Raw genomic sequence first — 25,999 nt, forward strand, 5'->3', positions numbered from 1 at the left:
CCGCTAAGGTCAGACCATGCCGACGCCGCCTGCCGCCCCGCCCACGACGATCCTCACCGCCGTCGGCGAGGAGTGGGCGGGCTCCGTCCTGCCCGCCGCCGTGCGCGACCGGCTCGCCGCCCACGGCACGATCGTCGGCCTCCGCGCCGCCGACGACGAGGCGCTCGCGTCGGCGCGCGTGCTCGTCACCGGCTGGGGCGCCCCGGTGCTGGACGCCGCGATGCTCGACCGCCTGCCGCGCCTGGAGCTCGTGGCGCACGCGGCCGGCTCGGTGCGGGGCCTGGTGACCCCCGAGGTGTGGGCGCGCGGGGTGCGCGTCACGTCGGCGGCGCACGCCAACGCGCGCGCCGTCGCGGACTTCACCGTGTCGATGGTGCACCTGGCCGTGAAGAACGCGCTGCGGCTGGGCCTGACGGCCGCGCGGCAGCGCGCGATGCCGGGGCGCGACGGCATCCGCGGCCTCGACGGCGCCGTGGTCGGCCTGGTCGGCTTCGGGCTCATCGCGCGCCTCGCCGCCGAGGCACTGCGCCCGCTGGACGTGCGCGTGCTGGTGCACGACCCGTACTACGACGCCGACGACGCGCGCCGGGCGGGCGTCGAGCTCGTCGGCCTGCCCGAGCTGCTCGCCGCGAGCGACGTCGTGTCGGTGCACGCGCCGCTCACCGACGGCACGCGCGGCATGCTCGGCGCCGCCGAGCTCGGCCTGCTCGCGCCGTCGGCCACGCTGATCAACACCGCGCGCGGCGGGCTGGTGGACCACGACGCGCTCGCGTGCCTGCTGGCCGACCGCGAGGACCTGTTCGCCGTGCTCGACGTCACCGACCCCGAGCCCCTGCCGGCGGGACACCCGCTGCTCGGCCTGGGCAACGTCTTCCTCACGCCGCACGTCGCGGGGTCGCTGGGCACCGAGGAGGCGCGGCTGGGCCACGCCGCCGCCGACGAGGTCGAACGGTGGGTCGTCGGCGAGCCGCTGCGGCACGAGATGCGCCCCGAGCAGCTGCCCTTCACCGCCTGACGGCCGCATCCGCCCGCCCCGAGGCCGCGGGTCCGACGAAGGTCGGCCCGGCGGCCTCTCGCATGTTCACTGTCGTGTGACGTTGTGTTTGAAATTGTTCCCTGGCGCGACAAGTTGTTACCGCACCGAGATCGCAGGGGTTTGACCAGATCGGCCAAGATCGGCCAGAGTGTGTCACGGACACCAGCTCATCACCCTCGTTGCCGAGGTTGACCCACAGGGACGTGGACATGACGAGTTCACAAACTCACACTCTTGAACACAGAAAGTCACAGACGGCACCACGCCGGCTCAGCGACGGACAGTTCGCCGTCCTGCTGCTCCTGCCGGGCGTCGCGCTGCTCGCCGGCGTCGTGCTCTACCCGCTCGTCGCGGCACTGGTCACGGCGTTCTTCGAGCAGAGCCTCGTGCTGCCCGGACGCACGTTCGTCGGGCTGCAGAACATCGTGGACGTGCTGCAGGGCGACTTCCTGCGCCTGCTGCGCCAGACCCTCGTCTTCACGCTCGGCACCACGATCCTGCCGTTCGTGATCGGCTTCGCCCTCGCGCTGGCGCTGAACACGAGGATCCGCGGCGCCAAGGTGCTGCGCGGCCTCATGCTCATCCCCTGGCTCGTGCCCGGCGTCGTCGTGTCGTTCCTGTGGATGTGGATCTTCAACGCCAACTACGGCGTGATGAACGCACTGCTCCAGGGTCTCGGCCTCGTCGACGACCCGCAGGCCTGGCTCGCGCAGCCGGGCACCGCGATGGGCGCCGTGATCCTGGCGAAGACCTGGCAGTCGTTCCCCTGGATGATGGTCATGCTCCTGGCCGGCCTGCAGACCGTGCCGATCGAGCTGCACGAGGCGGCCGAGATGGACGGCGCGGGCACGGTCCGCCGCTTCTTCGCCATCACGCTGCCCCACCTCAAGGGCATCGTGGGCCTGGTGCTGCTGCTGGAGTTCATCTGGAACTTCCAGCACTTCGACATCATCTACGTCCTCACCGGCGGCGGCCCCGCAGGCGCCACCCAGACGTTCGCCACCGCCGTGTACGAGACGGCCTTCCAGGGCTACGACCTCGGCAAGGCCGGCGCGCTCGGCCTGCTGTGGATGGTCTTGCTCATGGCGCTCGTCGTCGTGTACGTCCGCTTCTCGGAGAAGGGAGAGGAGCGATGAGCGCGACGACGCAGCTCCCCGCCGCGCCCACCCCGCCCTCGGCGTCGTCCCCGGCCGACGACGCGCCCCGGCCGCCCCAGCGCCTCCGCCGCGGCGCCCTGCGCTCCGAGCGCCCCGGCGTCCGGTTCGCCGCCTGGGCCACGGTGGTCGTGTGCGGCGGCTTCGGCCTGCTGCCGGTGTACTGGCTGCTCGCCACGTCCCTCACGCCGCGCGACCAGGTGTTCAGCTACCCGCCGAAGTTCTTCCCGTCGGCGCCCACGCTGGACGCGTTCGCCGCGCTCGCCTCGAACGACCAGCTGTTCGGATACCTGCGCAACAGCGTCATCGTCTCGGTGATCACCGCGGTGCTGTCGGTGCTGGTCTCGGCGTACATGGGGTACTCGTTCTCCAAGTTCCGCTACCGCGGCCGCCGCTCGCTGATGTACCTGGTGCTGGCGTCGCAGATGTTCCCGCAGGCCCTGCTGCTGGTGACGCTGTACAGCGTGTTCAGCGCGTACGGGCTGCTCAACACCTACACCGCGCTGGTGCTGAGCTTCACCACGTTCACGCTGCCGCTGTGCGTGTGGATGCTCAAGGGCTTCTTCGACACCATCCCGGACGAGCTGATCGAGGCGGCGCGGGTCGACGGCGCGTCCCGCCTGCGGATCATCCACTCGATCGTGCTGCCGCTGGCGGCGCCGGGCCTCATCGCCGCGGGGCTGTTCGCCTTCGTCCGCGGCTGGAACGACTTCGTCTTCGCGCTCACGCTCGCCGGACCGGAGAAGCAGACCCTGCCGCCCGGCCTGGTCAACACGTTCATCGGCGAGGCCTCGACGGCGTGGCCGGAGCTCATGGCGGCGTCGCTCGTCGTCTCGCTCCCGGTCGCGATCGCCTTCATCGCGCTGCAGAAGTACCTGGTCGGCGGCCTCACCGCCGGCGCCGTCAAGGGCTGACCGAGCCCGCGACGCCCCTGTCACCACCCCTTCCCCACCCCGAACGACCCTCGATGCGGAGGATCCCCATGTCTCTCACCCTTCCCCAGAGCGCCCTGTCGCGACGTCGCGTGCTCCAGCTGCTCGGCATCGGCGCCGGCACCGCCGCCCTCGCCGCCTGCGCGCCGTCCGCGCCGTCGTCCACGGGCGCCGCCGCCTCGGCCGCCGCGGCAGGCGGCGCGAAGACGGACTTCGCGTTCTCGTCGTGGTCGTTCACCGAGGAGGCCGCGGCCCCGGCCCTCGAGGCGATCGTCAAGGCCTACCAGGACCAGGCCGGCGTCACGGTGGACGACGTCTCGTTCCCCTACAACGAGTACATCAACCAGCTCACGCTGCAGGTGAAGGGCGGCCAGTTCACCGGTGCGGCGCACGTGGACGTCGCGTGGCTCGGCTCCCTCGCCGCGATGGGCAAGCTGCAGGACCTGTCGGCGCTGACCGAGGGGCGCGGGTACACCGACGCGGCGCTGACGGCCGCCCAGTTCGACGGCGTGCAGTACGGCCTGCCGTGGACCATCGGCGCGATCGGGCTCGTCGCGAACTCCGAGATCCTGCAGAAGGCGGACATCGACCCCGACGCGTTCCCGACGACGGTCGACGCGTTCGAGAAGGCGCTCAAGGACCTCAAGGGCCTCGGCGGCGGGCTCATCCCCTACGCCGCGTCCACCAAGGCCGCGCAGCTCAAGGACATCCTCATCTGGATGGAGACGTTCGGCAGCCCGCTGGTCGACGGCGACACCGTCACCATCGGCGACGACGCGTCCGTCGAGGCCGTGACCTGGTACAAGTCGCTGTACGACCAGAAGCTCATCGCCGCCGACGTCGACCGCTTCGATGCCCGCTCCCTGTTCGCGCAGGGCCGCGCGGCGATCTACGACGACGCCCCCGTGGGCCGCAACGCCGTGCAGGAGGAGTCGCCCGACAAGGACCTCGGCAGCAAGCTCGTGCCGCTCTCGCGCCCCGTGCTCAAGGACGGCGAGACCCCGCGCGCACTGGTCTGGGGCGGCGCGATCGCCGTCGTCGACGGCGAGGGCGCCGAGACCGCCGCCGACTTCGCCCAGTTCGCGACGTCGGACCTCGACACCGTGCTGGCCGACTACGAGGTGCGCGGCCTGCCGCCGGTGACGACCGAGGCCCAGCAGTCCGACGTCGTCGCCGCCGACACGTTCGGTTCCCTGTTCAACGACCGCATCACCGCCACGTCGACGAGCAACCCGTTCTGGAAGTTCACCGCGTACTCGCAGATCGAGACGGTCGTCGCCGAGCAGGTGCAGGCCGTGCTGGTCGGCAAGACGGACGCCAAGGCGGCCATGCAGAAGGCCGGCGAGGCCGCGCAGAAGCTGGTCGGCTGACCCGACCGTGCCCACCCCCGGAGTCCTGACCACGGTTCGAGGAGGAACCATGCGACGACGCCCCACCCCGACGCTGCGCACCGCCCTGACCGGCGCCGCGGCCGCCCTCGCGGCGGCCGCGGCGGTCGGGGCCGCCGCCCTGCCCGCGACGGCCTCGGCCCCCGCGGCGCACGCGAAGCACGCCCCGCAGGTCGAGGAGCTGCCGTTCACCGTCGACTCGTCCAACCAGGCGGGCTGGTGGAAGCCGATCGACGTCGTCGACGGCACCACCTACGTCGCGTACAACGCGCCGGGGCCCACGGCCGCGACGCACCAGGTCCACGTGGCCGCGCGCGGCGCCGACGGCGCCTGGACGGACGGCTGCCTGCGGGCGACCGACGGGGAGTGCGCGACGTTCGTCGACGACAACGGCCACAACCAGCCGTCGATCGTCGTGGACGGCGACGGGAACGTGCACGCCTTCGTCTCGATGCACCACGAGCAGTGGAACTACTTCCGCACGACGACGCCCGGCGACGTCACCAGCCTCGTGGACGTGTCGGGCGAGATGCCCGACCAGGACCTGGCCGTCACCTACCCGGTGACCGCCCGCGGCGCCGACGGCGACGTGTACGTCATGGCCCGCGCCGGCGCGGACGAGCGCCAGGCCCGCACGGGCAACCTGTACCGCTTCGACACGGGCGCCGGCACGTGGTCGCGGGTCGCCGTCGTCGCGGACGCGAAGGGCCACTCGTTCTACCCGGACGACCTCGAGGTGGGCACGGACGGACGCGTGCACGTGCTGTGGGAGTGGGGCCCGTGGCCTGCCGACCCGTCGCGGCACCTCGGCTCGTACGCCGTGTACGACCCGGCGGACGGGTCGTTCCGCGACGTCGCCGGGAACGCCCTGGAGACGCCGGTCACGCCCACCACCCCGGGCGCGGTCGTGTACCAGCCGTACGTCGACGGCGAGGACATCGGCTCGTACTGGCCCGCCCTGCAGACGGCGAAGCTGTCCGTGCACGGCGACACGCTCGACGGGATCGCCTACCGGTTCCGGACCGAGGGCGTCACCGCGTTCGACGGCTACGACGTCCGGTTCGCGCGGTGGGACGGCGCCGCCTGGCAGCGCGAGACCGTGCTGGACCTCGGCGGCCTCGGCCCGGGCGTGGAGACCTCCGCGGCCATCGAGACGACGTCGGCCGGCCCGACCACGCGCGTGTACGCGGTGGTGGAGACCACCTCGTGCGTCACGGGCCAGCAGAGCGCCGTCGTCCGCGCCGACCAGGTGCGCGGCGAGGACACCTGGCGCTTCAGCACCGTCGGCGAGGCACGCACCGGCGCCCAGCGGCTCAGCGCCGTGACCACGGGCAGCGGGACGGACCAGCTGTACGTGACGGTGCCGAGCGCCGGCCAGCTCTTCCACGCGACGGTGCCCCGCACGGGCGGCACGCCCGAGGGCTCGACGGCCGCCGAGCTGGTGGCCGGTCTCCGGGGCGAGAGCACCGACGTGAACGTCGCCCGCGGCGCGGACGTCACGGTGTCGTCCACGCTGCGCGCCGACACCGGCGGGGAGCTGGCGGTCGACGGGTCGTGCGTCGACGCGAGCCGCTGGATCTCCGCGGCCGACGACGCCCGGCCGGTCCTCACGGCCGACTGGGGCACCCCGCAGGCGGTGGACACCGTCCGCGTCCGCAGCGGCTACAGCAAGGCGACCGGCACGGCCGACGTCCTGCGCTCGTTCGCGGTCGAGCTGCACACCGCCGACGGCTGGGTGCCGGCCGGCCAGGTCACGAACAACACCTCGGGCACGGTCACCCTGCCCGTGCCCACCACCCAGGCGGACCAGGTCCGCCTGCTGATCACCGACCCGTCGAGCTCGGCGACCGACGTCGCGCGCGTCTACGAGGTCGAGGTGCTGGCCGCCGGCTGACGCCCGCGACCTGCGCCGCACACCCGCCCGCACCACGAGAACCACCACGTTCGACCAGCACAACCACCGGATCGAGGACTGAGAGATCATGCGCACGCAGACCGTCGAGGCGGACGTCGTCGTCGTCGGAGGAGGGCTCGCCGGCGTCAGCGCGGCGGTCGCCGCCGCACGGCTGGGCCGCCAGGTGGTGCTGGTGAACAACCGGCCCGTGCTGGGCGGCAACTCCTCCTCCGAGGTGCGGGTGTGGGTGTGCGGCGCCACCGCGCACGGCAACCAGCGCTGGGCCCGGGAGACCGGGATCGTCGGCGAGATGTACGTGGAGAACCAGTACCGCAACCCCGAGGGCAACCCGGTCTACTGGGACGACGTCGTGCTGGACACCGTCCGCCGCGAGAAGAACATCCGGCTGTTCCTCAACACGGACGTGCGCGAGGTCGTCGCGACCGGCCCCGACGACGCGCGCCGCATCGAGTCCGTTACCGGCTGGACGATGGGCTCGGAGATCCTCACGACGTTCGTCGCGCCGGTGTTCCTCGACTGCACGGGCGACGGACTGGTCGGCCACCTGGCCGGCGCGCGCTACCGGCTCGGCAAGGAGTCGCAGACCGAGTTCGGGGAGGAGTGGGCGCCGCCGGAGCCGGTGCGCGAGTTCCTCGGCTCCACGCTGCTCTTCTACACCAAGGACCTCGGGCACCCGGTGAAGTACGTCGCGCCGGAGACCGCGATCGACATCACCACCACGCCGATCCCGATGAACCGCGTCATCCGCAGCGGCGACTCGGGCGCGCACTACTGGTGGATCGAGTGGGGCGGCGAGCTCGACATCGTCGACGACAACGAGCGCATCCGCGACGAGCTGCGCGGCGTCATCCTCGGCATCTGGGACTACATCAAGAACTCCGGGAAGTTCGACGCCGACAACCTCACGCTCGAGTGGATCGGCAACGTGCCCGGCAAGCGCGAGTACCGCCGCCTGATCGGCGACTACACGCTGCACCAGGGCGACGTCGTCGACCAGACGGTGTTCGACGACGGCGTCGCGTTCGGCGGCTGGTCCATCGACCTCCACCCGGCCCAGGGCATGTACGCGGAGGGCGCGGGCGCGCTGCAGCGCTTCTCCGACGGCGTCTTCGAGATCCCCTACCGCTCGCTGTACTCGGTGAACGTGGAGAACATGCTGTTCGCCGGTCGCGACGTCTCGGCCACGCACATCGCGTTCGGCGCCGCGCGCGTCATGGCGACGTGCGGCGCGATGGGCCAGGCCGCGGGCACCGCGGCCGCGCTGTGCGTGGAGCACGGCACCACCCCGCGCGGCATCTACACCGACCACCTCGACGAGCTGCGCCAGACGCTGCTGCGCTGGGACGCGCCCGCCGTCGGCATCGCGAACTCCGACCCGCACGACGTCGCGCGCCGCGCCCGCGTCACCGCGTCCAGCACGACGACACGGATCGCCGCGCCCGTCGCGGAGCCGGCCGACCTCGATCCGGGCGACATCGGTCCCGACGGCTTCGACGTCTACGACCTCGACGTCGACCTCGGCATCGTGCTGCCCGTGGACCCGCGGCTCGAGACGGTCGAGCTGCTCGTCTCCGCCCGCCGCGACACCACCCTGTCGGTCGAGGTGTTCTCCACCGGCAAGCCGCAGAACGTGGTGCCCGCGCACCTGGAGACCAAGACCGACGTCGTCGTGCCCGCCGGCGACGAGCGCTGGGTCACCGCGCACGTGCCGTTCGCCCCCGACACCCCGCAGAACGCCGTCGTCGTGCTGCGCGCCAACCCCGACGTGGCCGTCCGCCTCACCTCCCCGCTGCCGGCGGGCGTCCTCACGCTGGTGCACCGCGTCGACAACGACGACCAGAACGTGCAGATCAGCTCGGAGGAGCTGCTGGTGCAGTGGCCCACCAAGCCGCTGCGCGGGCGGTCCGTCGTGTTCCGCGCCGGCCCGGACACCCGAGCGCTGGCCCCCGAGCGCGCGACGGGCGGCTACCACCGCAACCACGGCGGCCCGCACCTGTGGGCGTCGTCGCCGATGGTCGCCGGCCGCGACGAGTGGCTGCGCCTCGACTGGGACGAGCCCGTCACCGGGCGCGAGGTGCGCCTGGTCTTCGACGACGACCTCGACGTCGAGCTCAACACGCTGCACCACCACCGCACGCCCGATGAGATCATGCCGACCCTGGTCAAGGACTACCGCGTCGAGGTGCTGCCGGCAGGCGCCCCCGAGTCCGGCGACGCCTGGGTGACCGTCGCCGACGAGACCGACAACCGGTGGCGCCTGCGCACGCACCCGCTGCCCGCCGACCTCGGCCCCCTGGCTGCCGCGCGCCTCGTCGTCGGCGCCACGAACGGCTCGGCGCAGGCCCGCGTGGTCGCGCTGCGCGTGCAGGAGTGAGCGTGCCGCACGCAGGACTCACCCGCGCCGCGCGCGGGATCGCGACGGTGTCCCGGACGGCGGACCGGGCTACGCTGACCGCCGTGCACAGGAAGGAGCGCACCGGCATCGTGGCGCTCGCCGTGCCGGACCTCGAGGAGCCGTACTTCGCCGAGCTCACGGCGCTGCTGGTGCGGCGCGCCGACGAGCGCGGGCTGTCGATCCTCATCCAGCAGACCGCGGGCGACCACGAGCGCGAGGTGGACGTCGCCAACGGCATCGGGCTGCCCCCGACCGACGGCCTCATCCACATCCCGCGCGCGCTGTCCGTGGCCGACCTGACGCGGCGCACCTCCCCCGGGCCCCTGGTGCTGCTCGGCGAGCACATCCTCGTCAGCCCGTTCACGCACGTGACGATCGACAACCGGGCCGCGTCGTACGCGGCCACCGCGCACCTGGCGTCCGTCGGGTGCCGGCGGGTCGCGTTCGTCGGGCCGCGGGACGCGCGCCCCTCGGACGCCGCCGACCGCCGGTACGCCGGCTATCGCGAGGCCGTGGCCGCGCTCGGCATCGCGGACGACCCCGACCTGGTGGCCCAGGTCGAGTCGTTCACACCCGCCGAGGGGCGGCGCGCCGTCCGCGACCTGCTGGCCCGCGGCGTCGAGCTCGACGGCATCGTCTGCTCCAACGACTCCGTCGCGTTCGGGGCGCTGCCCGCCCTGCACGAGGCAGGGCGGCGCGTCCCCCAGGACGTCGCGGTCGTGGGGATCGACGACGTGCGGGGCGCGCAGTTCACGACGCCGTCGCTCACGTCGGTCTCCCCGGACAAGGAGGCCCTCGTCGAGCGCGCGCTGAGCGAGCTGGAGCGGCAGATCGCCACCCCGCCGGGCGGCAACCTGCCGGTGCAGCACGTGGTCGTGGACGCGCGCGTCGTGCCGCGCGCGAGCACCGCCCGCTGACGGGTGGCGCCGCCACCGCGCGGTCAGTCGACCGGCACCACCCAGAGCTCGCCGACGTGCGCCTCGAGCAGCTCGCGCGCGTCGTCGTCCAAGCCGTCGTCCGTGACCAGGTGCTCCACCTCGTGCAGGTCGACGATCGTGGTCAGCCCGACGACGCCCCACTTGGTGTGGTCGGCCAGCACGACGGCGTCCTGGCCGGCGGCCAGCAGCGCGCGGTCGGTCTCCGCCTCGAGGAGGTTGGGCGTCGTGAGGCCCGCGTGCAGGTCCACGCCGTGCACGCCGAGGAACGCGACGTCGAGGTGCAGGTGCTCCAGCGAGCGCACCGCCACCGGGCCCACGAGCGCGTCGGACGGCGTGCGGACCCCGCCGGTGAGCACCACGGACTGCGTGTACGGCTCGTCGGCGCGGTCGGGGCGGCGGAACGCCTCCGCCACCGGCAGCGAGTTCGTCACCACCGTGAGGTCGGGGACGGCGCGCAGCTCCTGGGCGAGCACCCACGCCGTCGTGCCGCCCGAGAGCCCCACGGCCATGCCGGGCTCCACGAGCTGTGCGGCGCGGCGGGCGATGGCCCGCTTGGCCCCGACCTGCTGCTGCACCCGCGACGCGAACCCGTGCTCCTGCACCGCGCCGGCGTCCCCGCGCGTCGTCGCGCCGCCGCGCACCCGGTCGAGCTCGCCCGCGTCCGCGAGCGCCTCGATGTCCCGGCGCACCGTCATCGCGCTGACTCCCAGCTCCTGCGCCAGCTCGGTGACGCTCGCGGCGCCCCGGCGGCGCACCTCGGCCAGGATCCGCGACCTGCGTTCTGCGACGAGCACCCGCTCCCCTTTCGACCCGCGGCACAGTCTGTCACGCAGGCTGCCGCGGGTCGGCCCGGACCTCGAGAGCCTGGAGATCCCGTGACCCTGCCCGCCCCCTATGACGCCTGGTTCCCCGACAGCCCGATCGACGGCACGTACGGCTACGACCGCGCCGGCCTGCTGGCCGTGCCGCCCGCCGCCGAGCCGGACGGTTTCGCCGACCTGTGGCGGTCGTGGCACGACGCCGCGCGCGACGTGCAGGCCGACGTCGTGGCGGAGCCCGTGGGCCGGCAGGGCGCCCACGAGGTGTCGGTCGTGACGTTCACCGCCGACGGTGGCCTGCGCCTGCGCGCCTGGCTGGCGCTGCCCGTGGACGCGCCCGTCCGGGTCGGCATCGTGCACGGGCACGGGTACGGAGGCCGCGAGGCGCCGTCGTTCGAGCGGGTGCCTCGCGACGCGGCGGTGATCTTCCCCGTGGCGCGCGGCCTGGGTGCGCTCAACGCCGGGGTGGGCGCCCCGGACGTGAGCACCGCACACGTGCTCGCCGGCATCGAGGACGTGGAGACGTACGTGCTGGGGCGCTGCGCCGTCGACCTGTGGCACGCGGCCACGGCGCTGCGGGAGGTGCTCGCCGGGGTCGCGGGCGTGCCCGCCGACCTGCCCCTGTACTACGTGGGCACGAGCTTCGGCGGCGGGGTGGGCGCGCTGGCCGTGCCGTGGGACGACCGGTTCGTGGGCGCCACGCTGGAGGTGCCGAGCTTCGGCCAGTACGACGAGCGCCTCGCCGTGCCGTGCACCGGCAGCGGCGAGGCGCAGCGCGCGTACGTGGCCGCGCACCCCGAGGCCCGCGCCGTCCTCGCCCTCACCGACGCGTCCGTGGCGGCGACGTACCTGCGGGTGCCCACCCGCGTCGAGTGCGCCCTCTGGGACGCGCACGTGCCACCGCCCGGCCAGTTCGGCGTCGCCTCCGGCGTCCGCGCCGCCGAGCGCGCCGGCACCGGGGCCGAGCTGGAGCTGGCGGTGCACTCCGCCGGGCACGCGGAGTACCCCGGACAGGCGCGGGAGATGGCGGCGGCGTTCGCGGCCACGCGCGAGCACGTCGCGCACGCCGTCGCACTCACGGCGAGGTAGGGCAGCGTCGTCAGTTCCAGTTGTCGATCTTCACGTCCCGGGGCGACGGCGCGGCGTCGGCGCCCTCGACGAGGGCCTTGAGGCTCTGCAGGAACGTGGCCCACTTGGTGCTGCAGTGGTGCATGAACTCCACGGGCTCGCGCCAGCCGCGGTGCGCGAACAGCAGGACGGTCCAGTCGCCGTCCTGACGCAGGTCCCACTCGACGGTCGTGCCGACCCACTCCTCGGGGCCGTCGACGACGCGCCACACGACGCGCTCGCTCGGCCGCAGCTCCTCGACCTCCATCACGAAGCCGCCCTCGGGGAAGCGGAACTCGACCTTCCCGCCGAGTCCGGCGTCGCCCGTCGTCTCCTGGGTCCACCAGCCGGCGAGGCCGTCCACGGTCGTCAGGGCGTCGTACATCGCCTGGGGCGTCGCGGTCGTCGTCGCGATCCTGTGCAGGATGTCCACCATCGTGATCAGCTCCTTCTCGTGGTCTCGATCGCCTCGGCGATCGCCTTGATGCGCTGCAGGCGCCGGTCCCAGGTGCGGCCGACGGCGGCCAGCTGGTCGGCGGCACGCTCGAGCTGGGCGGCGTCGACCTCGCACCGCTTCTCCCGTCCCGCCGTCGTCGACCGGACGAGGCCGGCGCGGTCGAGCACGTCGAGGTGCTTGGCCACGGCCTGCCGGGTGACCGGCAGCTGCCGGCTCAGCGACGACGCGGTGCCGCCGCCGTCGGCCAGCAGCAGGTCGAGGATGCGGCGTCGCGTGGGGTCGCCGATCGCGGACCAGAGCCCGTCGTCCACGGACGACGACGTCCCGGTCATGGCCGGACCTCCAGCGACCCCGCGTAGGTCACCAGCCGCGGCAGGTAGTAGGCCCAGCCGTCGACGTGCTCGCGGTAGCGCTGCTCGAGGACCGCGACCTCCCAGCCCTGCTCACGGAAGCCGGTCTCGGTCATGCGCAGCAGCGTCCCGTCGCCGGACGGCACGAGCTCGAAGGTGACGAGCAGCGAGTTGCCCGCCGTCGCCTCCTGCCGGGCCGGGTGCGTCCAGCGGAACGAGAACGTCCGCGGCGGCAGCGACTCGACCACCGTGAACGACTCGACCGTCCGGTCCGGGCCCTCGCCGAACGTGATCGACCCCGCCGCGCCGGGCTCCGGGTCGAAGTCCGCGTCGTCGGGCCACCACTGCCGGACGTGCTCCGGGCTGCTCACCACCTCGAAGACGACCTCGGGCGCCGCCTCGACGTAGATCTCCCGCTCGATGCTTCCCAGCTCGCTCGTCGAACCCATGACCCCTCCTGCAACTAGTGGTTGCACATCACGCTAGCCCGCGGGCGAGTGATGTGCAACCACTAGTTGCAGAACGGGTGGGGCGGGCTCTACCGCCGGCGCGTGGCCAGGAACTCCCCGATGCGGCCGATGGCCTCGGTGAGGACCTCCTCGTCGGGCAGCGTCACCAGGCGGAAGTGGTCGGGCTCGAACCAGTTGAAGCCCGTGCCGTGCGTGACGAGGATCTTCTTGGCCCGCAGCAGGTCGATGACGAACGCCTCGTCGTCCTCGATCGGGTACATCTCCGGGTCGAGGCGCGGGAAGCAGTACAGCGCGCCCTTCGGCCGCACGGAGGTGACACCGGGGATCTCGTTGAGCAGCTTGTCGGCCAGCATCGCCTGGTCGTAGAACCGGCCGCCGGGCACGATCAGCTCGTCGATCGACTGGTACCCGCCCAGGGCGGTCTGGATGGCGTGCTGCGCGGGCACGTTGGCGCACATGCGCATGTTCGCCAGCAGGGTGAGGCCCTCGAGGAACTCGGTGGCGTTCTCCTTCGGGCCCGACACCATGACCCACCCGGCCCGGTAGCCGCACACGCGGTACGCCTTGGACAGTCCGCTGAACGTCAGGCACAGCACGTCGTCACCCGCCGCGGCCGCGGCGTGGTGGTGCGTGGCGCCGTCGAACAGGATCTTCTCGTAGATCTCGTCGGTGAGGACGACCAGGTCGTGACGGCGGGCGATGTCGACCATCGCCTCCACCATCTCCTTGCTGTACACGGCGCCGGTGGGGTTGTTCGGGTTGATGATCACCATGGCGTGCGTGTTCTCGGTGATCTTCGACTCGAGGTCCTCGAGGTCCGGCATCCAGCCGTTCTCCTCGTCGCACCGGTAGTGCACGGCGGTGCCCCCGCACAGCGTGACGGCACCCGTCCACAGCGGGTAGTCCGGCGCGGGGACGAGGATCTCGTTCCCCTCGTCGACGAACGCCTGCAGCACCATCGAGATGAGCTCCGAGACACCGTTGCCGATGAACACGTCGTCCACGCTCGTGTCGCGCAGCCCGCGCGACTGGTAGTACTGCGCCACCGCGGTGCGCGCCTCGTAGATGCCGCGCGAGTCGCTGTACCCCTGCGCCTCCGGCAGGTGGTGCACGACGTCGGCCTGGATGGCGGCCGGTGCCTCGAAGCCGAACGGCGCCGTGTTGCCGATGTTCAGCTTGAGGATGCGGTGGCCCTCGGCCTCGAGGCGCTGGGCCTCGACGAGGATGGGACCGCGGACGTCGTAGCGGACGCCGCGGAGCTTGCGGCTCTGTCGGATGGTGCGCACGGGGACCATCATCCCCCTGCGGGGCCGGTGACCGACACGGCCAATCCGCGACCGGCGGCCCCGTCGTCCCGCGACGTCACGGCGGGCGCCGCCCCCACCAGCGCGTCCAGCCGCTCCAGCCGCTGCGCCGTCGCGTCGTCGGCCGGCGTCATGACGATGATCCGGTCGCCACGGGCCCGGTCCAGCCACAGGCTCTGGAAGTGCACGTCGAGGCGACCCGCGCGGGCCGAGCGGTAGTGCCGCAGCTGGGTGCCGTCCCCGGCGACGTCGTACGACTCCCAGTGCCGCACGAAGTCCGCCGACGACGCCCGCAGCCGCGCCAGCAGCGCGGACCAGCGGGGGTCGTCGCGGTGCTCCGGCTCCCGGGCCCGCAGGCGGGCGGCGATGTTGTGCAGGACGACGTCCTCGGCGTCGCCGAGCGCCCCGCGCCAGCGCGGTTCGGTGAACATCAGCCAGGCGCAGTTGCGGTCCTCGGGTGGGCGGGCGTCGAGGTCGTCGAACAGGTACCGGTACGCCCGGTTGGCCGCGAGCAGGTCGTAGGCGTCGGTCTGCACCGCCGCCGGGTACGGGAGCAGCCCGGCCAGCACGGCGAGCTGCTCCGGCCGCACGCCTGGCGGCGGTCCGGGCGCGACGGCGGTCTCGCGGCCCGCGAGCACCATGAGGTGGCGGCGCTCGGCGGCGTCGAGCCGCAGCACCCGGGCGACGGCGTCGAGCACCTGGTCCGAGACGTTCCTCGCCCGCCCCTGCTCCAGCCACGTGTACCAGGTGACCCCCACCCCGGCGAGCTGCGCCACCTCCTCGCGGCGCAGGCCGGGCGTGCGTCGCCGCCCGCCGACGGGCAGCCCGACGTCGCCGGGCGTCACGCGCCCGCGGCGCTCGCGCAAGAAGGCGCCGAGGGCGGCACGGTCGGGGGTCGTCGACGTCATCGCCCCAGTGTCACCCTCGCCCGGGCGCGCAACCAGGTGGTGGTGGTACCACGATCGACAGGCTCCTGGTACCAGGATGGACGCGGGCGCACCGTCGTCGTCATGACCACGACCACCACCCCGCCCGCCGGCCGAGCGGCCGCGCCTGCCGCGACGGCGCCCGCCGCTTCGCTGTCGCACCGGGCGCTCACCGGCCTCGGGCTCGCCGTCCTGCTCGTCGCGTACCTGCCCGTCAACATGACGTTCGGCTCGGTCAACCTGCTCGCGCCGGCGATCACGGCCGACCTCGGCGTCGCGGTGTCGGGCGGCCAGCTCGTCCTGTCCGCGTACACGACGACGTTCGCCGCGACGCTCGTCGTGGCCGGGCGGCTCGGCGACCGCTTCGGACGACGTCGGCTGCTCGCCGCAGGCCTCGCGGCGTTCGCCGCGCTGTCCGTCCTGGCGGCGTCCGCCCCGACCCTGCCCGTGCTCGTGGCGCTGCGCGCGGGGCTCGGCGTCGCCGCGGGGCTGTTCACCCCGCAGGTGCTGTCCACGATCCAGGCCACCGCCCCCGACCGCCTGCGGGCCCTCGGGGTCACCCTGTTCACCGCCGTCAGCGGCGTCGCGACGATCGCCGGGCAGGCGCTCGCGGGCGCGGTGGCCGGCGTCGCGGGCGACCACGTGGGCTGGCGGGCCGTTCAGGCGGCCACCGGCGCGATCGCCGTGGCCGCCCTGCTCGCGCTGCGCACCGTCCCGGAGTCACGCTCGACGGCGCCGCTCGCGCTCGACCTGCGCGGCGCCGCCCTGCTGGCCGCCGGCCTGCTGCTGCTCGTGGTGCCGCTGACGCTCGGCGCGTCCGCCGGCTGGCCGCCCGCGCTGCTCGGGATGCTCGCCGCTTCGGGCGTCGTCCTCACGCTGTTCGCCCGCTCACAGCGCGCGGCCGAGCGGCGCGGCGAGCTGCCGATCGTGCCGCCCAGCGTGCTGCGCACCCGTGTCGTGCGCGACGGGCTGATCATGACGCTGCTGTTCTTCACCGGCTACGGGGCGTTCCTGTACGAGTTCTCGGCGCTCGCGCAGGGCGCGTTGGGCGCCGACGCCTGGGGCACGGTCGTGCTGCTCCTCGGCTTCGGCGGCGCGTTCGTCGCGACGGCCCTCGCCACACCCGCGATCGAGCGCCGCACCGGGCGATGGACGATGACCGGGTCCGCCGTCGCGCAGGCCGCCGTGCTGGGCGGGCTCGCCCTCGTCGTCGGCGGCGGGCACGGCGGGACGACGGCGGCCCTGCAGCCGCTGCTCATGGCCCTCGGCGCCGCGCAGGCGCTCATGTACGGGCCGGTGCTGCGCACCGTCCTGTCGCGCACGCCCACCTGGGCGGCCGGCGTCGCCGGCGGGCTGTTCACCACGCTGCAGCAGCTCGGCCTCGGCCTCGGCGTCGCCGTGCTCGGCGGGCTGTTCCAGGCCGTCGCAGCGCGCACCGGGGTGCCCGCGGCCCCCGGCCTGCCGCGCGGGTTCGTCGTGGCCGTCGGCGTGCAGGCCGTGCTCGCGCTCGTCTTCGCCGCGTTGGCCGCCCGGGTCGCGCGAGCCCGCTGACCGCGGGTGCGCCCGGCCCACGGTGGCGGCCCGCCCGCTGATGCTTACGGTGGGAGTCCGGTTCATCGCCCCGCTCGGAGGTCGTCATGAAGGTCGTCGTCGTCGGCGCGCTCGGCAAGGTCGCGCGCCAGCTCATCCCGCTGCTCGCCGACGGCGGCACGGGGCCGGTGGTCGACGTCGTCGGGGTGGTGCGCAAGCCCGAGCAGGTGGACCGCGTGGCCGACCTCGGTGCGGAGCCCGCGCTGCTGGACGTCGAGCACGCGAGCACCGAGGAGATCGCCGCCGCGCTGGCCGGCGCGGACGCCGTCGTCTGGTCCGCCGGGGCCGGCGGCGGCGACCCGGAGCGCACGTACGCCGTCGACCGGGACGCCGCGATCCGCTCCATGGACGCCGCGGCGAGCGCCGGGGCGCGCCGGTACGTCATGGTGTCGTGGGTGGGCTCGACGCCCGAGCACGGCGTTCCCGAGAGCGCGGGCTTCTTCGCCTACGCGGACGCGAAGCTCGCCGCCGACGACCACCTGCGCACCACCGACCTGGACTGGACGATCCTCGGCCCCGGCACGCTGACGGACGAGCCGCCCACCGGGCGCATCGCCGTCCTGCCCGAGACCGGCGCCGTCCCCGCCGGGACGGACACCAGCGTGCCGCGCGCCGACGTCGCGCAGGTCGTGGCCGCGGCGCTGCGCGAGCCCGCGACCGTCGGCCGCTTCGTCCGCTTCTCCGCCGGGGACACACCGATCCCGACGGCGCTGCGCAACCTGGACTAGCGAGCGCGCCTTCGTCAAGGTTTCGCCGAAACCTTGATGAAGATGACCCTCATGGTCAAGGTCCCCGCCTTCGGGTACGTCGACGAGTACTGGGTTGCCGACTCCGACGGGATGACGAGCCGGTCCGCCCGCGCGCTGCAGCGTCCGGGCCCTACCGTTCGACCGTCCCGCCGGCGATCGGCGGCTGGGTATGGAGCGTCCCCGCGGACCTGTCCGCGAACGTCGAGGAGGCCACCGCTGCCCTCAGCCGCTTCGACGAGTACGCGGCCAAGGTCCTCGGGACGACGAGCCCGACGCTCGGCCCGATGAGCTCGATCCTCCTGCGCACGGAGTCCGCGTCGTCGTCCCAGATCGAAGACCTCACCGTCGGGCCCCGACAGCTGGCCCTCGCCGAGATCGAGCAGTCGACCTCGGCGAACGCCCGTACCGTCGTCGCGAACGTCCGCGCCATGGAGGCGGCACTCGCGCTGGCGGACCGACTCGACACCGACGCGATCCTGGAGATGGACCGTGCGCTCCTGTCGGGACAGCGCGGCTGGGAGGACCACGCGGGGCGCTGGCGCGACCAGCTCGTGTGGATCGGGACCAGCGCGATCAGTCCTCGGGGCGCTTCGCACGTCGCACCCCAGGCGCCGCTCGTCCCAGACGCGATGGAGGACCTGGTCGCCTTCCTCCGTCGCGACGACCTGCCCGTCCTGTTCCAGGCGGCCGTGGCGCACGCACACTTCGAGACCGTCCACCCGTTCGTCGACGGCAGCGGGCGCACGGGCCGCGCCATGGTGCATTCCGTCCTGCGGGCGAAAGGGATCCTGACCGCGACGACCGCACCGGTGTCCGCGGGGCTGCTCACGCAGATCGAGCAGTACTTCGCGGCGCTGACCGCCTACCGCGACGGTGACGCACGACCGATCGTGGAGCGCTTCGCCGACGCCGCCCGCTTCGCGGCCTCGTCGGGCTCCCGGCTCGTCGACGACCTCGCCGCGCAGGTCGACGTCGCCCGCGAACACCTCCGTGGGCTCCGGCGACAGGCCGTGGCATGGCGGGTGGTGCCGCATCTGGTGTCCCACCCCGTCGTGAACGCTCGCTTCCTCTCCGACCACCTGGGCATGAAGGGACAGACCGCGCAGAACGCTCTCGCCCAGCTCGCCGACGCCGGCGTCCTGGTCGAGCGGACCGGGCTGCGCCGCAACCGCGTGTGGGAGCACCCGGGCGTCCTGACCGTCCTCGATCAGTACGCCCAGAGCCTGCTCCGCCGGTGAACCGTCGGTAGGGTCGGGACGTCGAAGGAGACGCCGATGACTCGTCGAGGCTGGCTCGCGCTGCTGCTGGGGGCCATCGTGCCACTGGGCCTGTGCCTCGTGCTCCAGGTGACGGGAAGCCCGTGGGCATCGGTGCCGGCATGGGCCTTCTGGGGCGCGGTGGTCGTCGCGCTGGTCGTACGGGTGGTGCGGTCGCGCAGCCTGCGCGAGGCGCTGCGCCCGGCGGCGCAGGGCATCGACGAGGTGCAGGACCTCTACCTCGGCCGGATCCGCCCGCCCGTGGAGTACGGCGGCGCCGCGGGGCCGGTCGCCACGCTGGTGGAGCCGCTGCCCGACGACCCTCTCGCGGGCGGCACCGTCACGCTGGAGCCGCCGCCCGACGCCGCGCGCTGATCGCGCCGTGCGGGCGGACGCCGGGGTCTGTGCGCTCGGCGGTCTCCACGACGTCGAACCCCGCCCGCTCGACGCGCGCCGCCAGCTCGTCGACGGGCCAGAACCAGGCGGTCGTCACGGCGTGGTCGAACGGCTCGACGCGCGGGCCGCGGCAGAACCCGAGGAGCAGCCCGCCGCCCGGCGCGACGGCGCGGGCGAGCTCCGCCAGCACGGCGTCGACCCCCGTGCCGTCCACAGCCTCGGGCGGGCTGTGGATGAGCGAGTACCAGGCCAGCACGCCGCCGAGGCTGCCGTCCGGCACGCCGAGGTCGGCGAGCGAGGCGCGGCGGAACGGCACGGCGGGGTACTCGGCCCGGGCACGCTCGAGGAACGGCTCCGCGAGGTCGACGCCCTCCGCGTCCAGGCCGCGACGGGCGAGGAAGTCCGTCCAGTGCCCCGGCCCGCACCCGGCGTCGACGACGCGCCCGGTCAGCCCGGCGGCCCACCGCTCGACGAGCGCCCGGTCGTCGTCGTGCACCGCGTCCATCGAGCCGAACAGGTCCGTGTACTCCTGCGCCCGGGCCGCGTAGGCCGCGCTCGCGGCGCGAGCCGACGAGGACACGGGGCTCAGCCGAGCTCGCGCAGCGGCGCGGTCCGCTCGCCGCCGGCGTCCCCCGTGTTGACCGTGGCGGTCGGTTCGACGAGCAGCGCGTGCACCTCGCCGTCCGCCCGGGGGCAGTGCTCGACGCCGCGCGGCACGACGAACACGTCCTGCGGCCCGAGGACGACGTCACGGTCCCGGAGCTGGATCGTGAGCTGCCCGCTGAGCACGAGGAACAGCTCGTCGGTGTCGTCGTGCGTGTGCCAGACGAACTCCCCGTCGAGCTTGACCACCTTCACCGCGTAGTCGTTGACGCTCGCCAGCAGGTGCGGCTGCCACGGCTCGGCGATGCTCTCGAGGGCGGCCCGGATGTTCCTCACGTCGCTGCTCATCCCGTCAGCGTAGGCACCCGGACCGACGGTCAGACGAGGAACGGCGCCACCCGCCGTCGGACACCCGCCGCGTCGAGGCCGTGCGCGGCGGCGTGCTCGCGCGGCGTCCCGTACCTGCGCAGCTCCGACTCGCCGGGCACGCCGACGTGCAGCACACGGCTGGGCCGGTCGACCAGCGCCGCCGCGACGGCGGCGGCGCTCGTGCCCTCCAGGTACGGCTCCACGACGGCGAGCACCGGCGCCGGGCCGGCCAGCACGCGGAGCCCGTCGGCGTCGAGCGGGTGCGGCGTGGCCGTCCACGCGACACGGACGGGCAGGTCGGCGACGGCGTCCAGCACGGTGTCGAGCATCGGGCCGACGGCGACGACCAGCGGCGCCGAGCCGGACGACGGCGGCGTCTCCCCGCCGTCGCGCACCAGGTGCAGCCGTCCGTCCACCGGCCCCGGACGGGCGTTGCGCTGCCCGGAGAGCCGGATGTACGTGCGGCCCGTTCCGGCGGCCTCGCGGTGCAGCAGCTCGGCGACCTCGTCGGCGTGGCCGGGCACGTGCACCGTCCAGCCCGGCAGCGCGGAGATCAGCGCGACGTCCGCGGGCGACTGGTGCGTGCGGCCGCCGGCCGACACGTCGTACGAGGCGCCGGCGCTGACCAGCACGGCGCCGACGTCCTGGTGCCCGAGGTCGAGCTTCACCTGCTCGTAGGGCCGCTCCACGAGGAACGACGCGAACGTGTGCACGATCGGCCGTCGCCCGGCCAGGGCCAGGCCGCCGGCCACGCCGATGAGCGCCTGCTCGCGGATGCCGACGTCGATGATGCGGCCGGGGTGGCGCGCGATCGCGCGGCCCATGTAGCCGGAGCCGATCACGGCCAGGACGACGTCGACGTCCGGGTGCGCGTCGAGCAGCGGGTCGAGCTCGGCGTAGAAGCGGGTGCGCAGGTCGAGCGCCTGCGGGGCAGGGGCGAGGGCGGTCATGCGGCGTCCTTCGAGGTGGTGTCGACGACCACGACCGTGGGCCGGTCGGGCTCGGTGTGCCGCAGCGCGGCGGTCAGGCGGGGCTGGTCGTGGGTGCGCACCTCGGCGGCCGTCCAGCCCTCGAGGGCGAACCGGGGCGCGATGCCGCCGGGCCAGCCCAGGTTGTCGCTGTGGTTGTCGACGACGACGCAGGTGAGGTTGCCGAGCCCGTACCGGCCGGCGACCTGGATCGCCTCCGCGTTGCTGCCCTCGTCGAGCTCGGCGTCGCCCACGAGGACGACGACGCGCGCGGTCGACCGGCCGCGCAGCCCGAGCGCGAGGCCGACGGCGAGCGGCAGCCCGTGCCCGAGCGAGCCGCTGCCGATCTCGATGCCCGGCACCAGCATGCGGTCGGGGTGGTGGCCCAGCGGCGAGTCGAACGACCCGACGTCGTCCAGCCACGACGCCGGGAAGAAGCCCTTCGCCGCCAGCACGGCGTACGTCGAGGCCGGGCCGTGGCCCTTGGAGAGCAGGAACCGGTCGCGGTCGGGGGCGTCCGGGCGGGCCGCGTCGACGCGGAGCACCTGGTCGTACAGCGTCCACACGACGTCGAGGGTCGAGTGCGCGCTCGGGTCGTGCTTCTCGTCGCCCGTGACCCGGGCAACCAGGTCGCGGACGTGGCGCGGGACGGCCCGCGGGGTCGCGGCGGGCGGGGCCGGAGGTGAGCTCGTCGTCGTCATCCCTCGATGGTGTGACCTGAACCATGGTTGAGGTCAACCCTGTCGGGGAAAGCGTGCGGGTGCGCCACCTCACGTCCCGACGTCCTGCGGAAACACGGCACCGGAGGCAGGATCGAGACGGACCAGCCGCCGTCATCAGGAGGTCTCGTCATGGCCCGCACCGTCGCCGAACACCTCGTCGACCAGCTCGTCGCCGCCGGCGTGAAGCGCATCTACGGGATCGTCGGGGACTCCCTGAACCCCGTCGTCGATGCCGTCCGCCGCACCGACGGCATCGACTGGGTGCACGTGCGTCACGAGGAGGCGGCGGCGTTCGCGGCCGCCGCCGACGCCGAGGTGACCGGCGAGCTCGCCGTCTGCGCCGGGTCGTGCGGGCCGGGCAACCTGCACCTCATCAACGGCCTCTACGACGCGAACCGCTCCAGGCTGCCGGTGCTCGCCATCGCGTCGCACATCCCCAGCGCGCAGATCGGCACGCAGTTCTTCCAGGAGACCCACCCGGACCGCATCTTCAACGAGGCGTCCGTGTTCTCGGAGCTGATCTCGTCCCCGGCCCAGCTGCCGCGCGTCACACGGTCGGCCATCCAGCACGCGCTCGCCGCGCCGGGCGTCGCGGTGCTCACCCTGCCGGGCGACGTCGCCGACGAGCGCGTGCCCGACGACGACGCCCCGATCCTCGTGCCCGGCGCCTGCCCGGCGCGCGTCGTGCCGAACACCGCCGACGTCGAGGCCCTCGCCGACGCGATCAACCAGGCCAAGAAGGTCACGCTGTTCGTCGGCGCGGGCGCGCGCGACGCCCGCGACGCCGTCCTCGAGCTCGCCGACCTGGCCGCCGCGCCGGTCGGGCACTCGCTGCGCGGCAAGGAGATCATCCAGTACGAGAACCCCCACGATGTCGGCATGTCCGGCCTGCTCGGCTACGGCTCCTGCCACGAGGCGATGCACTCGGCGGACCTGCTGGTGATGGTCGGCACCGACTTCCCGTACGACTCGTTCCTGCCCGCCGACGTCCGCACCGCTCAGATCGACGTCGACGCCTCCCACCTGGGCCGCCGCACCCGCCTCGACCTGCCGGTGCACGGCGACGTCGGCGAGACCCTGAAGCTGCTCAACCCGCTGGTCAAGCGCAAGAAGGACCGCAAGTTCCTGCGCACGATGGTCGACAAGCACGCCGGGCTCATGACCAAGGTCGTGGGTGCGTACACCCGCAACGTGGAGAGGCACACGCCCATCCACCCCGAGTACGCGGCCGTGCAGCTCGACGAGACGGCGGCCGACGACGCCGTGTTCACCGTCGACACCGGCATGAACAACGTGTGGGCGGCCCGCTACCTCACGCCCAACGGGAAGCGGCGCGTCATCGGGTCGTTCATCCACGGGTCGATGGCGAACGCCCTGCCGCACGCCATCGGCGCCGCGTTCGCGGAGCCCGGGCGGCAGGTCGTGGCGCTCGCCGGCGACGGCGGCCTGTCCATGCTGCTGGGCGAGCTCATCACCGTGCGCACCTACGACCTGCCGGTGAAGGTCGTCGTCTTCAACAACGCGACGCTCGGCATGGTGAAGTTGGAGATGCTCGTCGAGGGGCTGCCGTCGTACGGCACCGACTCCCCGCCCGTGGACTACCGGAACATCGGCCTCGCCGTCGGCATCCCGTCGGTCCGGGTCGAGCGGCCGAAGGACCTGCGCCGCGCGCTCCGGGACGGGCTGGACCGCAAGGGCCCGGCGCTCATCGAGGTCGTCACCGACCCGAACGCGCTGTCCATCCCGCCGTCCATCACGTCGGGGCAGATCCGCGGGTTCGCCACCGCGATGACGAAGCAGATCTTCGGCGGCGGCATGGGCGAGGTCATGTCCATGGCGCGCTCCAACCTGCGGAACCTCCCCCGCTGACCTGACCCTGCCCCGCCACCCACCCGGGTGGCGGGGCAGGGTCAGGGGCGCCAGGTGGCGGCGACGGCGAGGAAGGCGTCGTTCGCCTCGACCTCGCCGATGCTGACGCGCAGGCCGTCGCCGGCGAAGGGGCGCACGAGGACGCCGGCGGCGGTCGCCTCGGCGGCGCGCGCCACGGTCTCCTCGCCGAGAGGGAACCACACGAAGTTGGCGTGCGTCTCCGGCAGGTCCCAGCCCTGCTCGCGCAGGGCGGCGACGACGCGCTCGCGCTCGGCGACCAGCGCGTCGACCCGCTGGCGCAGCTCGTCCTGCGCGACCGGCTCGAGCGAGGCCAGCGCCGCGCGCTGGGCGATGTGGTTCACGCCGAACGGCGTCGACACCGCGCGGATGCCGGCGGCGAGGCGCGGCTCCGCGACGGCGTACCCGACGCGCAGGCCCGCCAGCCCGTACGCCTTCGACAGCGTGCGCAGCAGGACGACGTGGGGGTGCCGGCGCAGCAGGTCGACACCCTCGGGCGCCTGCGGGTCGCGCACGAACTCGAGGTACGCCTCGTCGACGATCACCAGCACGTCGCGCGGAACCGCGGCGAGGAACTCCTCCAGCTCGTCCGCGTGCACCACGGGGCCGGTGGGGTTGTTGGGCGTGCAGACCATGACGACGCGCGTGCGGGGCGTGACGGCGGCGGCCATGGCGGACAGGTCGAGCCGGCCGTCCGCGGCGACCGGCACGGTGACGGCGACGCCGCCCGCGACGGCGACCACGATCGGGTAGGCCTCGAACGACCGCCACGGGAACACGACCTCGTCGCCGTGCTCGACGACGGCCTGCAGCACGTGCCCGAGCACGGCCACCGAGCCGTTGCCCACCACGACCTGCTCGGCCGGGACGCCCACGTGCGCCGCGAGCGCCTCGACGAGCTCCGTCGCGTACATGTCGGGGTAGCGGTTGGTCTCCTCCGCCGCACGCGTGATGGCCTCGAGGACGGACGGCAGCGGCGGGTACGGGTTCTCGTTCGACGACAGCTTCCACAGCTTCGCGCCCTCGGCGGGCCGCGCGCCCGGCACGTACGCGGGCAGCGCGGCGACGGCGGCGCGCAGGGGGACGGCAGGGTTCTGGACGGCCGGCGAGTCAGCGGGGGTGGTCACAGCGATCAAGGATGCCACCCGCGCGGTGGTGGGCGAGGTCGTCCCTCCCTCCGCGAGGCAGTACTACCTCGCGAGGGCTCGTACTACCTCGGCTCGGTCCGTACTACCTCGCGAGGGCTCGTACTACCTCGGCACGGTGGGTACTACCTCGCGGAGGCGGGTACTCCCCCGGCGAGCTCCCGCACCAGGCCGGCGAAGAACCGGGCGATCGCGTCGGCGGCGGGTACCTCGACGGACTCCTCGACGTCCGGGCTGTAGTTGGTGTTCGTGTTGATGTCGTACGGCACGGTGCGGCCGTCGACCGTCTCGAAGAACTCGACCCCGGCGATCTCGATCCCCTGCTCGGCGAGCAGCCGCTCGAGCCGCACGACGACCGGGTGCTCGGCCGTGACCTCGGGCCGCAGGGCGAACAGCGGCGGCGGGGCGACGCCGTCGGCCCCCGGCAGCGCGCACGCCTCGGCCGGGCACAGCTCGAACCCGGTGGACGTGTCCACGCGGACCGCGTAGTGGAGCCGGCCGCCGACGAACTCCGCACGGGTCACGAACGGCTCGGGCGCGACGAGCAGCTCCTGCAGCAGCCACACGCCGTCGACGGGCTCGTCGAGCAGGCCCGCGTCCAGGGCGGCGGCGAACGTCTCGACGTCGTCGAACCGCTGCACCCCCAGCCCCTTGCCGCCGCGGTTGTGCTTGGTGATGAACGGGGCGCCGAACCGTGCGGCCGCCGCCCGCAGCGCCGCGCGGTCCGTGACGGCGGTCGTGCGCGGCACGTCGAGCCCGGCGGCGCGCAGCAGGGCGTACTGCCGCACCTTGCTCACCTCGAGCGCCGCGGCGCGCGTGCCGTTGACGACTCGGCGGCCCGCCGCCTCGGCCCGGGACAGCACCGCCTGCGCGGCCTCCGGTGCGTGCGGGACGCCGCGCGTGTGCGCGGACGCGCTGAGCCGCGACCAGTGCACGGCCAGGGGCGGCGGCGCGGCGAGGTCCAGGGCGACGTCGCCCAGGTGCACCGGTTCCAGGGGCACGCCGGCGCGGTCGAAGGCCCGCTCGAACGGCGGCAGCCAGTCGGGGTTGTCGTGCAGGACGAGGACGGACGGCTCGCTCACCCGGCGAGCCTACGCGCGCGGGCCGGTCGCCGGGATCCGGCC

The 25,999-nt window shown here is 73.8% G+C and carries 25 protein-coding genes; 13 read left to right on the forward strand and 12 right to left on the reverse strand.

The genetic code is table 11. From position 1 onward, the window contains the following. The first annotated feature begins 16 nt into the window (after positions 1-16). The 7 genes from ACFCZN_RS07335 to ACFCZN_RS07365 all read left to right on the forward strand — a co-directional run bounded on the left by ACFCZN_RS07335 (position 17) and on the right by ACFCZN_RS07365 (position 9,737). The gene (locus tag ACFCZN_RS07335; protein ID WP_430556325.1) at positions 17-1,015 is read left to right on the forward strand and encodes a hydroxyacid dehydrogenase; all 999 of its coding nucleotides are present in this window, start codon (positions 17-19) and stop codon (positions 1,013-1,015) included. Positions 1,016-1,245: 230 nt separating this feature from the next. Further along, positions 1,246-2,172 carry a carbohydrate ABC transporter permease gene (locus tag ACFCZN_RS07340; protein ID WP_430556326.1) on the forward strand — a complete coding sequence of 309 codons (927 nt, stop codon included), beginning with the start codon at positions 1,246-1,248 and terminating at the stop codon, positions 2,170-2,172. Then, entirely contained in the window at positions 2,169-3,104 is a 936-nt protein-coding gene (locus tag ACFCZN_RS07345; protein ID WP_429765587.1) for a carbohydrate ABC transporter permease, read from the forward strand. Before ACFCZN_RS07340 ends, ACFCZN_RS07345 begins: the two co-directional genes overlap by 4 nt. 68 nt (positions 3,105-3,172) lie before the next feature. Beyond that, positions 3,173-4,492, forward strand: a complete 1,320-nt coding sequence (locus ACFCZN_RS07350) for an extracellular solute-binding protein (RefSeq protein WP_430556327.1) — start codon at positions 3,173-3,175, stop codon at positions 4,490-4,492. Positions 4,493-4,541: 49 nt separating this feature from the next. Further along, positions 4,542-6,404: a BNR-4 repeat-containing protein gene (locus tag ACFCZN_RS07355; protein ID WP_430556328.1), complete on the forward strand. Its 1,863-nt coding sequence runs from the start codon at positions 4,542-4,544 to the stop codon at positions 6,402-6,404. Positions 6,405-6,492: 88 nt separating this feature from the next. Then, positions 6,493-8,799 carry an FAD-dependent oxidoreductase gene (locus tag ACFCZN_RS07360; RefSeq protein ID WP_430556329.1) on the forward strand — a complete coding sequence of 769 codons (2,307 nt, stop codon included), beginning with the start codon at positions 6,493-6,495 and terminating at the stop codon, positions 8,797-8,799. Between the two features lie 2 nt (positions 8,800-8,801). After that, positions 8,802-9,737 carry a LacI family DNA-binding transcriptional regulator gene (locus ACFCZN_RS07365; RefSeq protein WP_430556330.1) on the forward strand — a complete coding sequence of 312 codons (936 nt, stop codon included), beginning with the start codon at positions 8,802-8,804 and terminating at the stop codon, positions 9,735-9,737. Positions 9,738-9,760: 23 nt separating this feature from the next. On the opposite strand, the gene ACFCZN_RS07370 is transcribed toward ACFCZN_RS07365, so the two are convergent. Further along, positions 9,761-10,552 (reverse strand): DeoR/GlpR family DNA-binding transcription regulator, encoded by a 792-nt coding sequence (locus ACFCZN_RS07370; protein WP_430556331.1) that lies wholly within the window; start codon positions 10,550-10,552, stop codon positions 9,761-9,763. 81 nt (positions 10,553-10,633) lie between these two features. On the opposite strand from ACFCZN_RS07370, the gene ACFCZN_RS07375 reads away from it, so the two are divergent. Next, on the forward strand, positions 10,634-11,665 hold the full coding sequence (locus tag ACFCZN_RS07375) for an acetylxylan esterase (protein ID WP_430556332.1): 1,032 nt from the start codon (positions 10,634-10,636) through the stop codon (positions 11,663-11,665). Positions 11,666-11,675: 10 nt separating this feature from the next. On the opposite strand, the gene ACFCZN_RS07380 is transcribed toward ACFCZN_RS07375, so the two are convergent. The 5 genes from ACFCZN_RS07380 to ACFCZN_RS07400 all read right to left on the reverse strand — a co-directional run bounded on the left by ACFCZN_RS07380 (position 11,676) and on the right by ACFCZN_RS07400 (position 15,172). Then, complete coding sequence (locus ACFCZN_RS07380) at positions 11,676-12,119, reverse strand: SRPBCC family protein (RefSeq protein ID WP_429765574.1); 444 nt, start codon at positions 12,117-12,119, stop codon at positions 11,676-11,678. Between the two features lie 5 nt (positions 12,120-12,124). Continuing rightward, complete coding sequence (locus ACFCZN_RS07385; RefSeq protein ID WP_429765573.1) at positions 12,125-12,472, reverse strand: ArsR/SmtB family transcription factor; 348 nt, start codon at positions 12,470-12,472, stop codon at positions 12,125-12,127. Next, positions 12,469-12,939, reverse strand: a complete 471-nt coding sequence (locus ACFCZN_RS07390; protein ID WP_429765572.1) for an SRPBCC family protein — start codon at positions 12,937-12,939, stop codon at positions 12,469-12,471. The genes ACFCZN_RS07385 and ACFCZN_RS07390 overlap by 4 nt, the downstream gene beginning before the upstream one ends. 89 nt (positions 12,940-13,028) lie before the next feature. Then, a complete protein-coding gene (locus tag ACFCZN_RS07395) occupies positions 13,029-14,246 on the reverse strand; it encodes a pyridoxal phosphate-dependent aminotransferase (protein ID WP_429734439.1) in 1,218 nt (405 codons plus the stop codon). Positions 14,247-14,254: 8 nt separating this feature from the next. Next, a complete protein-coding gene (locus ACFCZN_RS07400) occupies positions 14,255-15,172 on the reverse strand; it encodes a helix-turn-helix transcriptional regulator (protein WP_430556333.1) in 918 nt (305 codons plus the stop codon). A gap of 102 nt (positions 15,173-15,274) precedes the next feature. Here ACFCZN_RS07400 and ACFCZN_RS07405 point away from each other — a divergent pair, with 102 nt between their 5' ends. The 4 genes from ACFCZN_RS07405 to ACFCZN_RS07420 all read left to right on the forward strand — a co-directional run bounded on the left by ACFCZN_RS07405 (position 15,275) and on the right by ACFCZN_RS07420 (position 19,160). After that, positions 15,275-16,741, forward strand: coding sequence for an MFS transporter (locus ACFCZN_RS07405; RefSeq protein WP_430556334.1), 1,467 nt, complete (start codon positions 15,275-15,277; stop codon positions 16,739-16,741). Between the two features lie 86 nt (positions 16,742-16,827). Beyond that, positions 16,828-17,508, forward strand: a complete 681-nt coding sequence (locus tag ACFCZN_RS07410; RefSeq protein ID WP_430556335.1) for an NAD(P)H-binding protein — start codon at positions 16,828-16,830, stop codon at positions 17,506-17,508. Positions 17,509-17,813: 305 nt separating this feature from the next. Next, entirely contained in the window at positions 17,814-18,767 is a 954-nt protein-coding gene (locus tag ACFCZN_RS07415) for a Fic family protein (protein ID WP_430556336.1), read from the forward strand. A gap of 36 nt (positions 18,768-18,803) precedes the next feature. Next, on the forward strand, positions 18,804-19,160 hold the full coding sequence (locus ACFCZN_RS07420; protein WP_429765563.1) for a hypothetical protein: 357 nt from the start codon (positions 18,804-18,806) through the stop codon (positions 19,158-19,160). Here ACFCZN_RS07420 and ACFCZN_RS07425 read toward each other — a convergent pair. The 4 genes from ACFCZN_RS07425 to ACFCZN_RS07440 are packed head-to-tail and all read right to left on the reverse strand — an operon-like array spanning position 19,126 to position 21,822. Beyond that, a complete protein-coding gene (locus ACFCZN_RS07425; RefSeq protein WP_429765561.1) occupies positions 19,126-19,761 on the reverse strand; it encodes a class I SAM-dependent methyltransferase in 636 nt (211 codons plus the stop codon). The two genes, ACFCZN_RS07420 and ACFCZN_RS07425, sit on opposite strands and share 35 nt — an antisense overlap. Before the next feature lie 5 nt (positions 19,762-19,766). Beyond that, on the reverse strand, positions 19,767-20,132 hold the full coding sequence (locus ACFCZN_RS07430) for a cupin domain-containing protein (protein ID WP_430556337.1): 366 nt from the start codon (positions 20,130-20,132) through the stop codon (positions 19,767-19,769). A 29-nt stretch (positions 20,133-20,161) separates the two neighbouring features. Continuing rightward, a complete protein-coding gene (locus ACFCZN_RS07435; RefSeq protein WP_430556338.1) occupies positions 20,162-21,103 on the reverse strand; it encodes a transketolase family protein in 942 nt (313 codons plus the stop codon). After that, a complete protein-coding gene (locus ACFCZN_RS07440) occupies positions 21,100-21,822 on the reverse strand; it encodes a thiamine pyrophosphate-dependent enzyme (RefSeq protein WP_430556339.1) in 723 nt (240 codons plus the stop codon). The genes ACFCZN_RS07435 and ACFCZN_RS07440 overlap by 4 nt, the downstream gene beginning before the upstream one ends. A 150-nt stretch (positions 21,823-21,972) precedes the next feature. Between ACFCZN_RS07440 and ACFCZN_RS07445 the strand changes: the two genes are divergently transcribed. Then, positions 21,973-23,712, forward strand: coding sequence for a pyruvate dehydrogenase (locus tag ACFCZN_RS07445; protein ID WP_430556340.1), 1,740 nt, complete (start codon positions 21,973-21,975; stop codon positions 23,710-23,712). Between the two features lie 41 nt (positions 23,713-23,753). Here ACFCZN_RS07445 and hisC read toward each other — a convergent pair whose 3' ends face one another. Together hisC and ACFCZN_RS07455 are read right to left on the reverse strand one after the other, a co-directional pair. Next, positions 23,754-24,857 carry a histidinol-phosphate transaminase gene (gene hisC, locus ACFCZN_RS07450; RefSeq protein ID WP_430556341.1) on the reverse strand — a complete coding sequence of 368 codons (1,104 nt, stop codon included), beginning with the start codon at positions 24,855-24,857 and terminating at the stop codon, positions 23,754-23,756. A 143-nt stretch (positions 24,858-25,000) separates the two neighbouring features. Continuing rightward, on the reverse strand, positions 25,001-25,957 hold the full coding sequence (locus tag ACFCZN_RS07455) for a RimK family alpha-L-glutamate ligase (RefSeq protein WP_430556342.1): 957 nt from the start codon (positions 25,955-25,957) through the stop codon (positions 25,001-25,003). Positions 25,958-25,999: the final 42 nt, after the last annotated feature.

Source organism: Isoptericola sp. NPDC056134, from assembly GCF_042264825.1.
GTDB classification, from domain to species: domain Bacteria; phylum Actinomycetota; class Actinomycetes; order Actinomycetales; family Cellulomonadaceae; genus Isoptericola; species Isoptericola nanjingensis.

Coding starts and splice junctions, on each gene's coding strand:
- ACFCZN_RS07390 (WP_429765572.1), bottom strand. CDS start 12,939: ATGGGTTCGACGAGCGAGCTGGGAAGCATCGAGCGGGAGATCTACGTC.
- ACFCZN_RS07385 (WP_429765573.1), bottom strand. CDS start 12,472: ATGACCGGGACGTCGTCGTCCGTGGACGACGGGCTCTGGTCCGCGATC.
- ACFCZN_RS07415 (WP_430556336.1), top strand. CDS start 17,814: ATGAGCTCGATCCTCCTGCGCACGGAGTCCGCGTCGTCGTCCCAGATC.
- ACFCZN_RS07355 (WP_430556328.1), top strand. CDS start 4,542: ATGCGACGACGCCCCACCCCGACGCTGCGCACCGCCCTGACCGGCGCC.
- ACFCZN_RS07400 (WP_430556333.1), bottom strand. CDS start 15,172: ATGACGTCGACGACCCCCGACCGTGCCGCCCTCGGCGCCTTCTTGCGC.
- ACFCZN_RS07360 (WP_430556329.1), top strand. CDS start 6,493: ATGCGCACGCAGACCGTCGAGGCGGACGTCGTCGTCGTCGGAGGAGGG.
- ACFCZN_RS07440 (WP_430556339.1), bottom strand. CDS start 21,822: ATGACGACGACGAGCTCACCTCCGGCCCCGCCCGCCGCGACCCCGCGG.
- ACFCZN_RS07350 (WP_430556327.1), top strand. CDS start 3,173: ATGTCTCTCACCCTTCCCCAGAGCGCCCTGTCGCGACGTCGCGTGCTC.
- ACFCZN_RS07380 (WP_429765574.1), bottom strand. CDS start 12,119: ATGGTGGACATCCTGCACAGGATCGCGACGACGACCGCGACGCCCCAG.
- ACFCZN_RS07335 (WP_430556325.1), top strand. CDS start 17: ATGCCGACGCCGCCTGCCGCCCCGCCCACGACGATCCTCACCGCCGTC.
- ACFCZN_RS07445 (WP_430556340.1), top strand. CDS start 21,973: ATGGCCCGCACCGTCGCCGAACACCTCGTCGACCAGCTCGTCGCCGCC.
- ACFCZN_RS07345 (WP_429765587.1), top strand. CDS start 2,169: ATGAGCGCGACGACGCAGCTCCCCGCCGCGCCCACCCCGCCCTCGGCG.
- ACFCZN_RS07405 (WP_430556334.1), top strand. CDS start 15,275: ATGACCACGACCACCACCCCGCCCGCCGGCCGAGCGGCCGCGCCTGCC.
- ACFCZN_RS07430 (WP_430556337.1), bottom strand. CDS start 20,132: ATGAGCAGCGACGTGAGGAACATCCGGGCCGCCCTCGAGAGCATCGCC.
- ACFCZN_RS07420 (WP_429765563.1), top strand. CDS start 18,804: ATGACTCGTCGAGGCTGGCTCGCGCTGCTGCTGGGGGCCATCGTGCCA.
- ACFCZN_RS07410 (WP_430556335.1), top strand. CDS start 16,828: ATGAAGGTCGTCGTCGTCGGCGCGCTCGGCAAGGTCGCGCGCCAGCTC.
- ACFCZN_RS07435 (WP_430556338.1), bottom strand. CDS start 21,103: ATGACCGCCCTCGCCCCTGCCCCGCAGGCGCTCGACCTGCGCACCCGC.
- ACFCZN_RS07340 (WP_430556326.1), top strand. CDS start 1,246: ATGACGAGTTCACAAACTCACACTCTTGAACACAGAAAGTCACAGACG.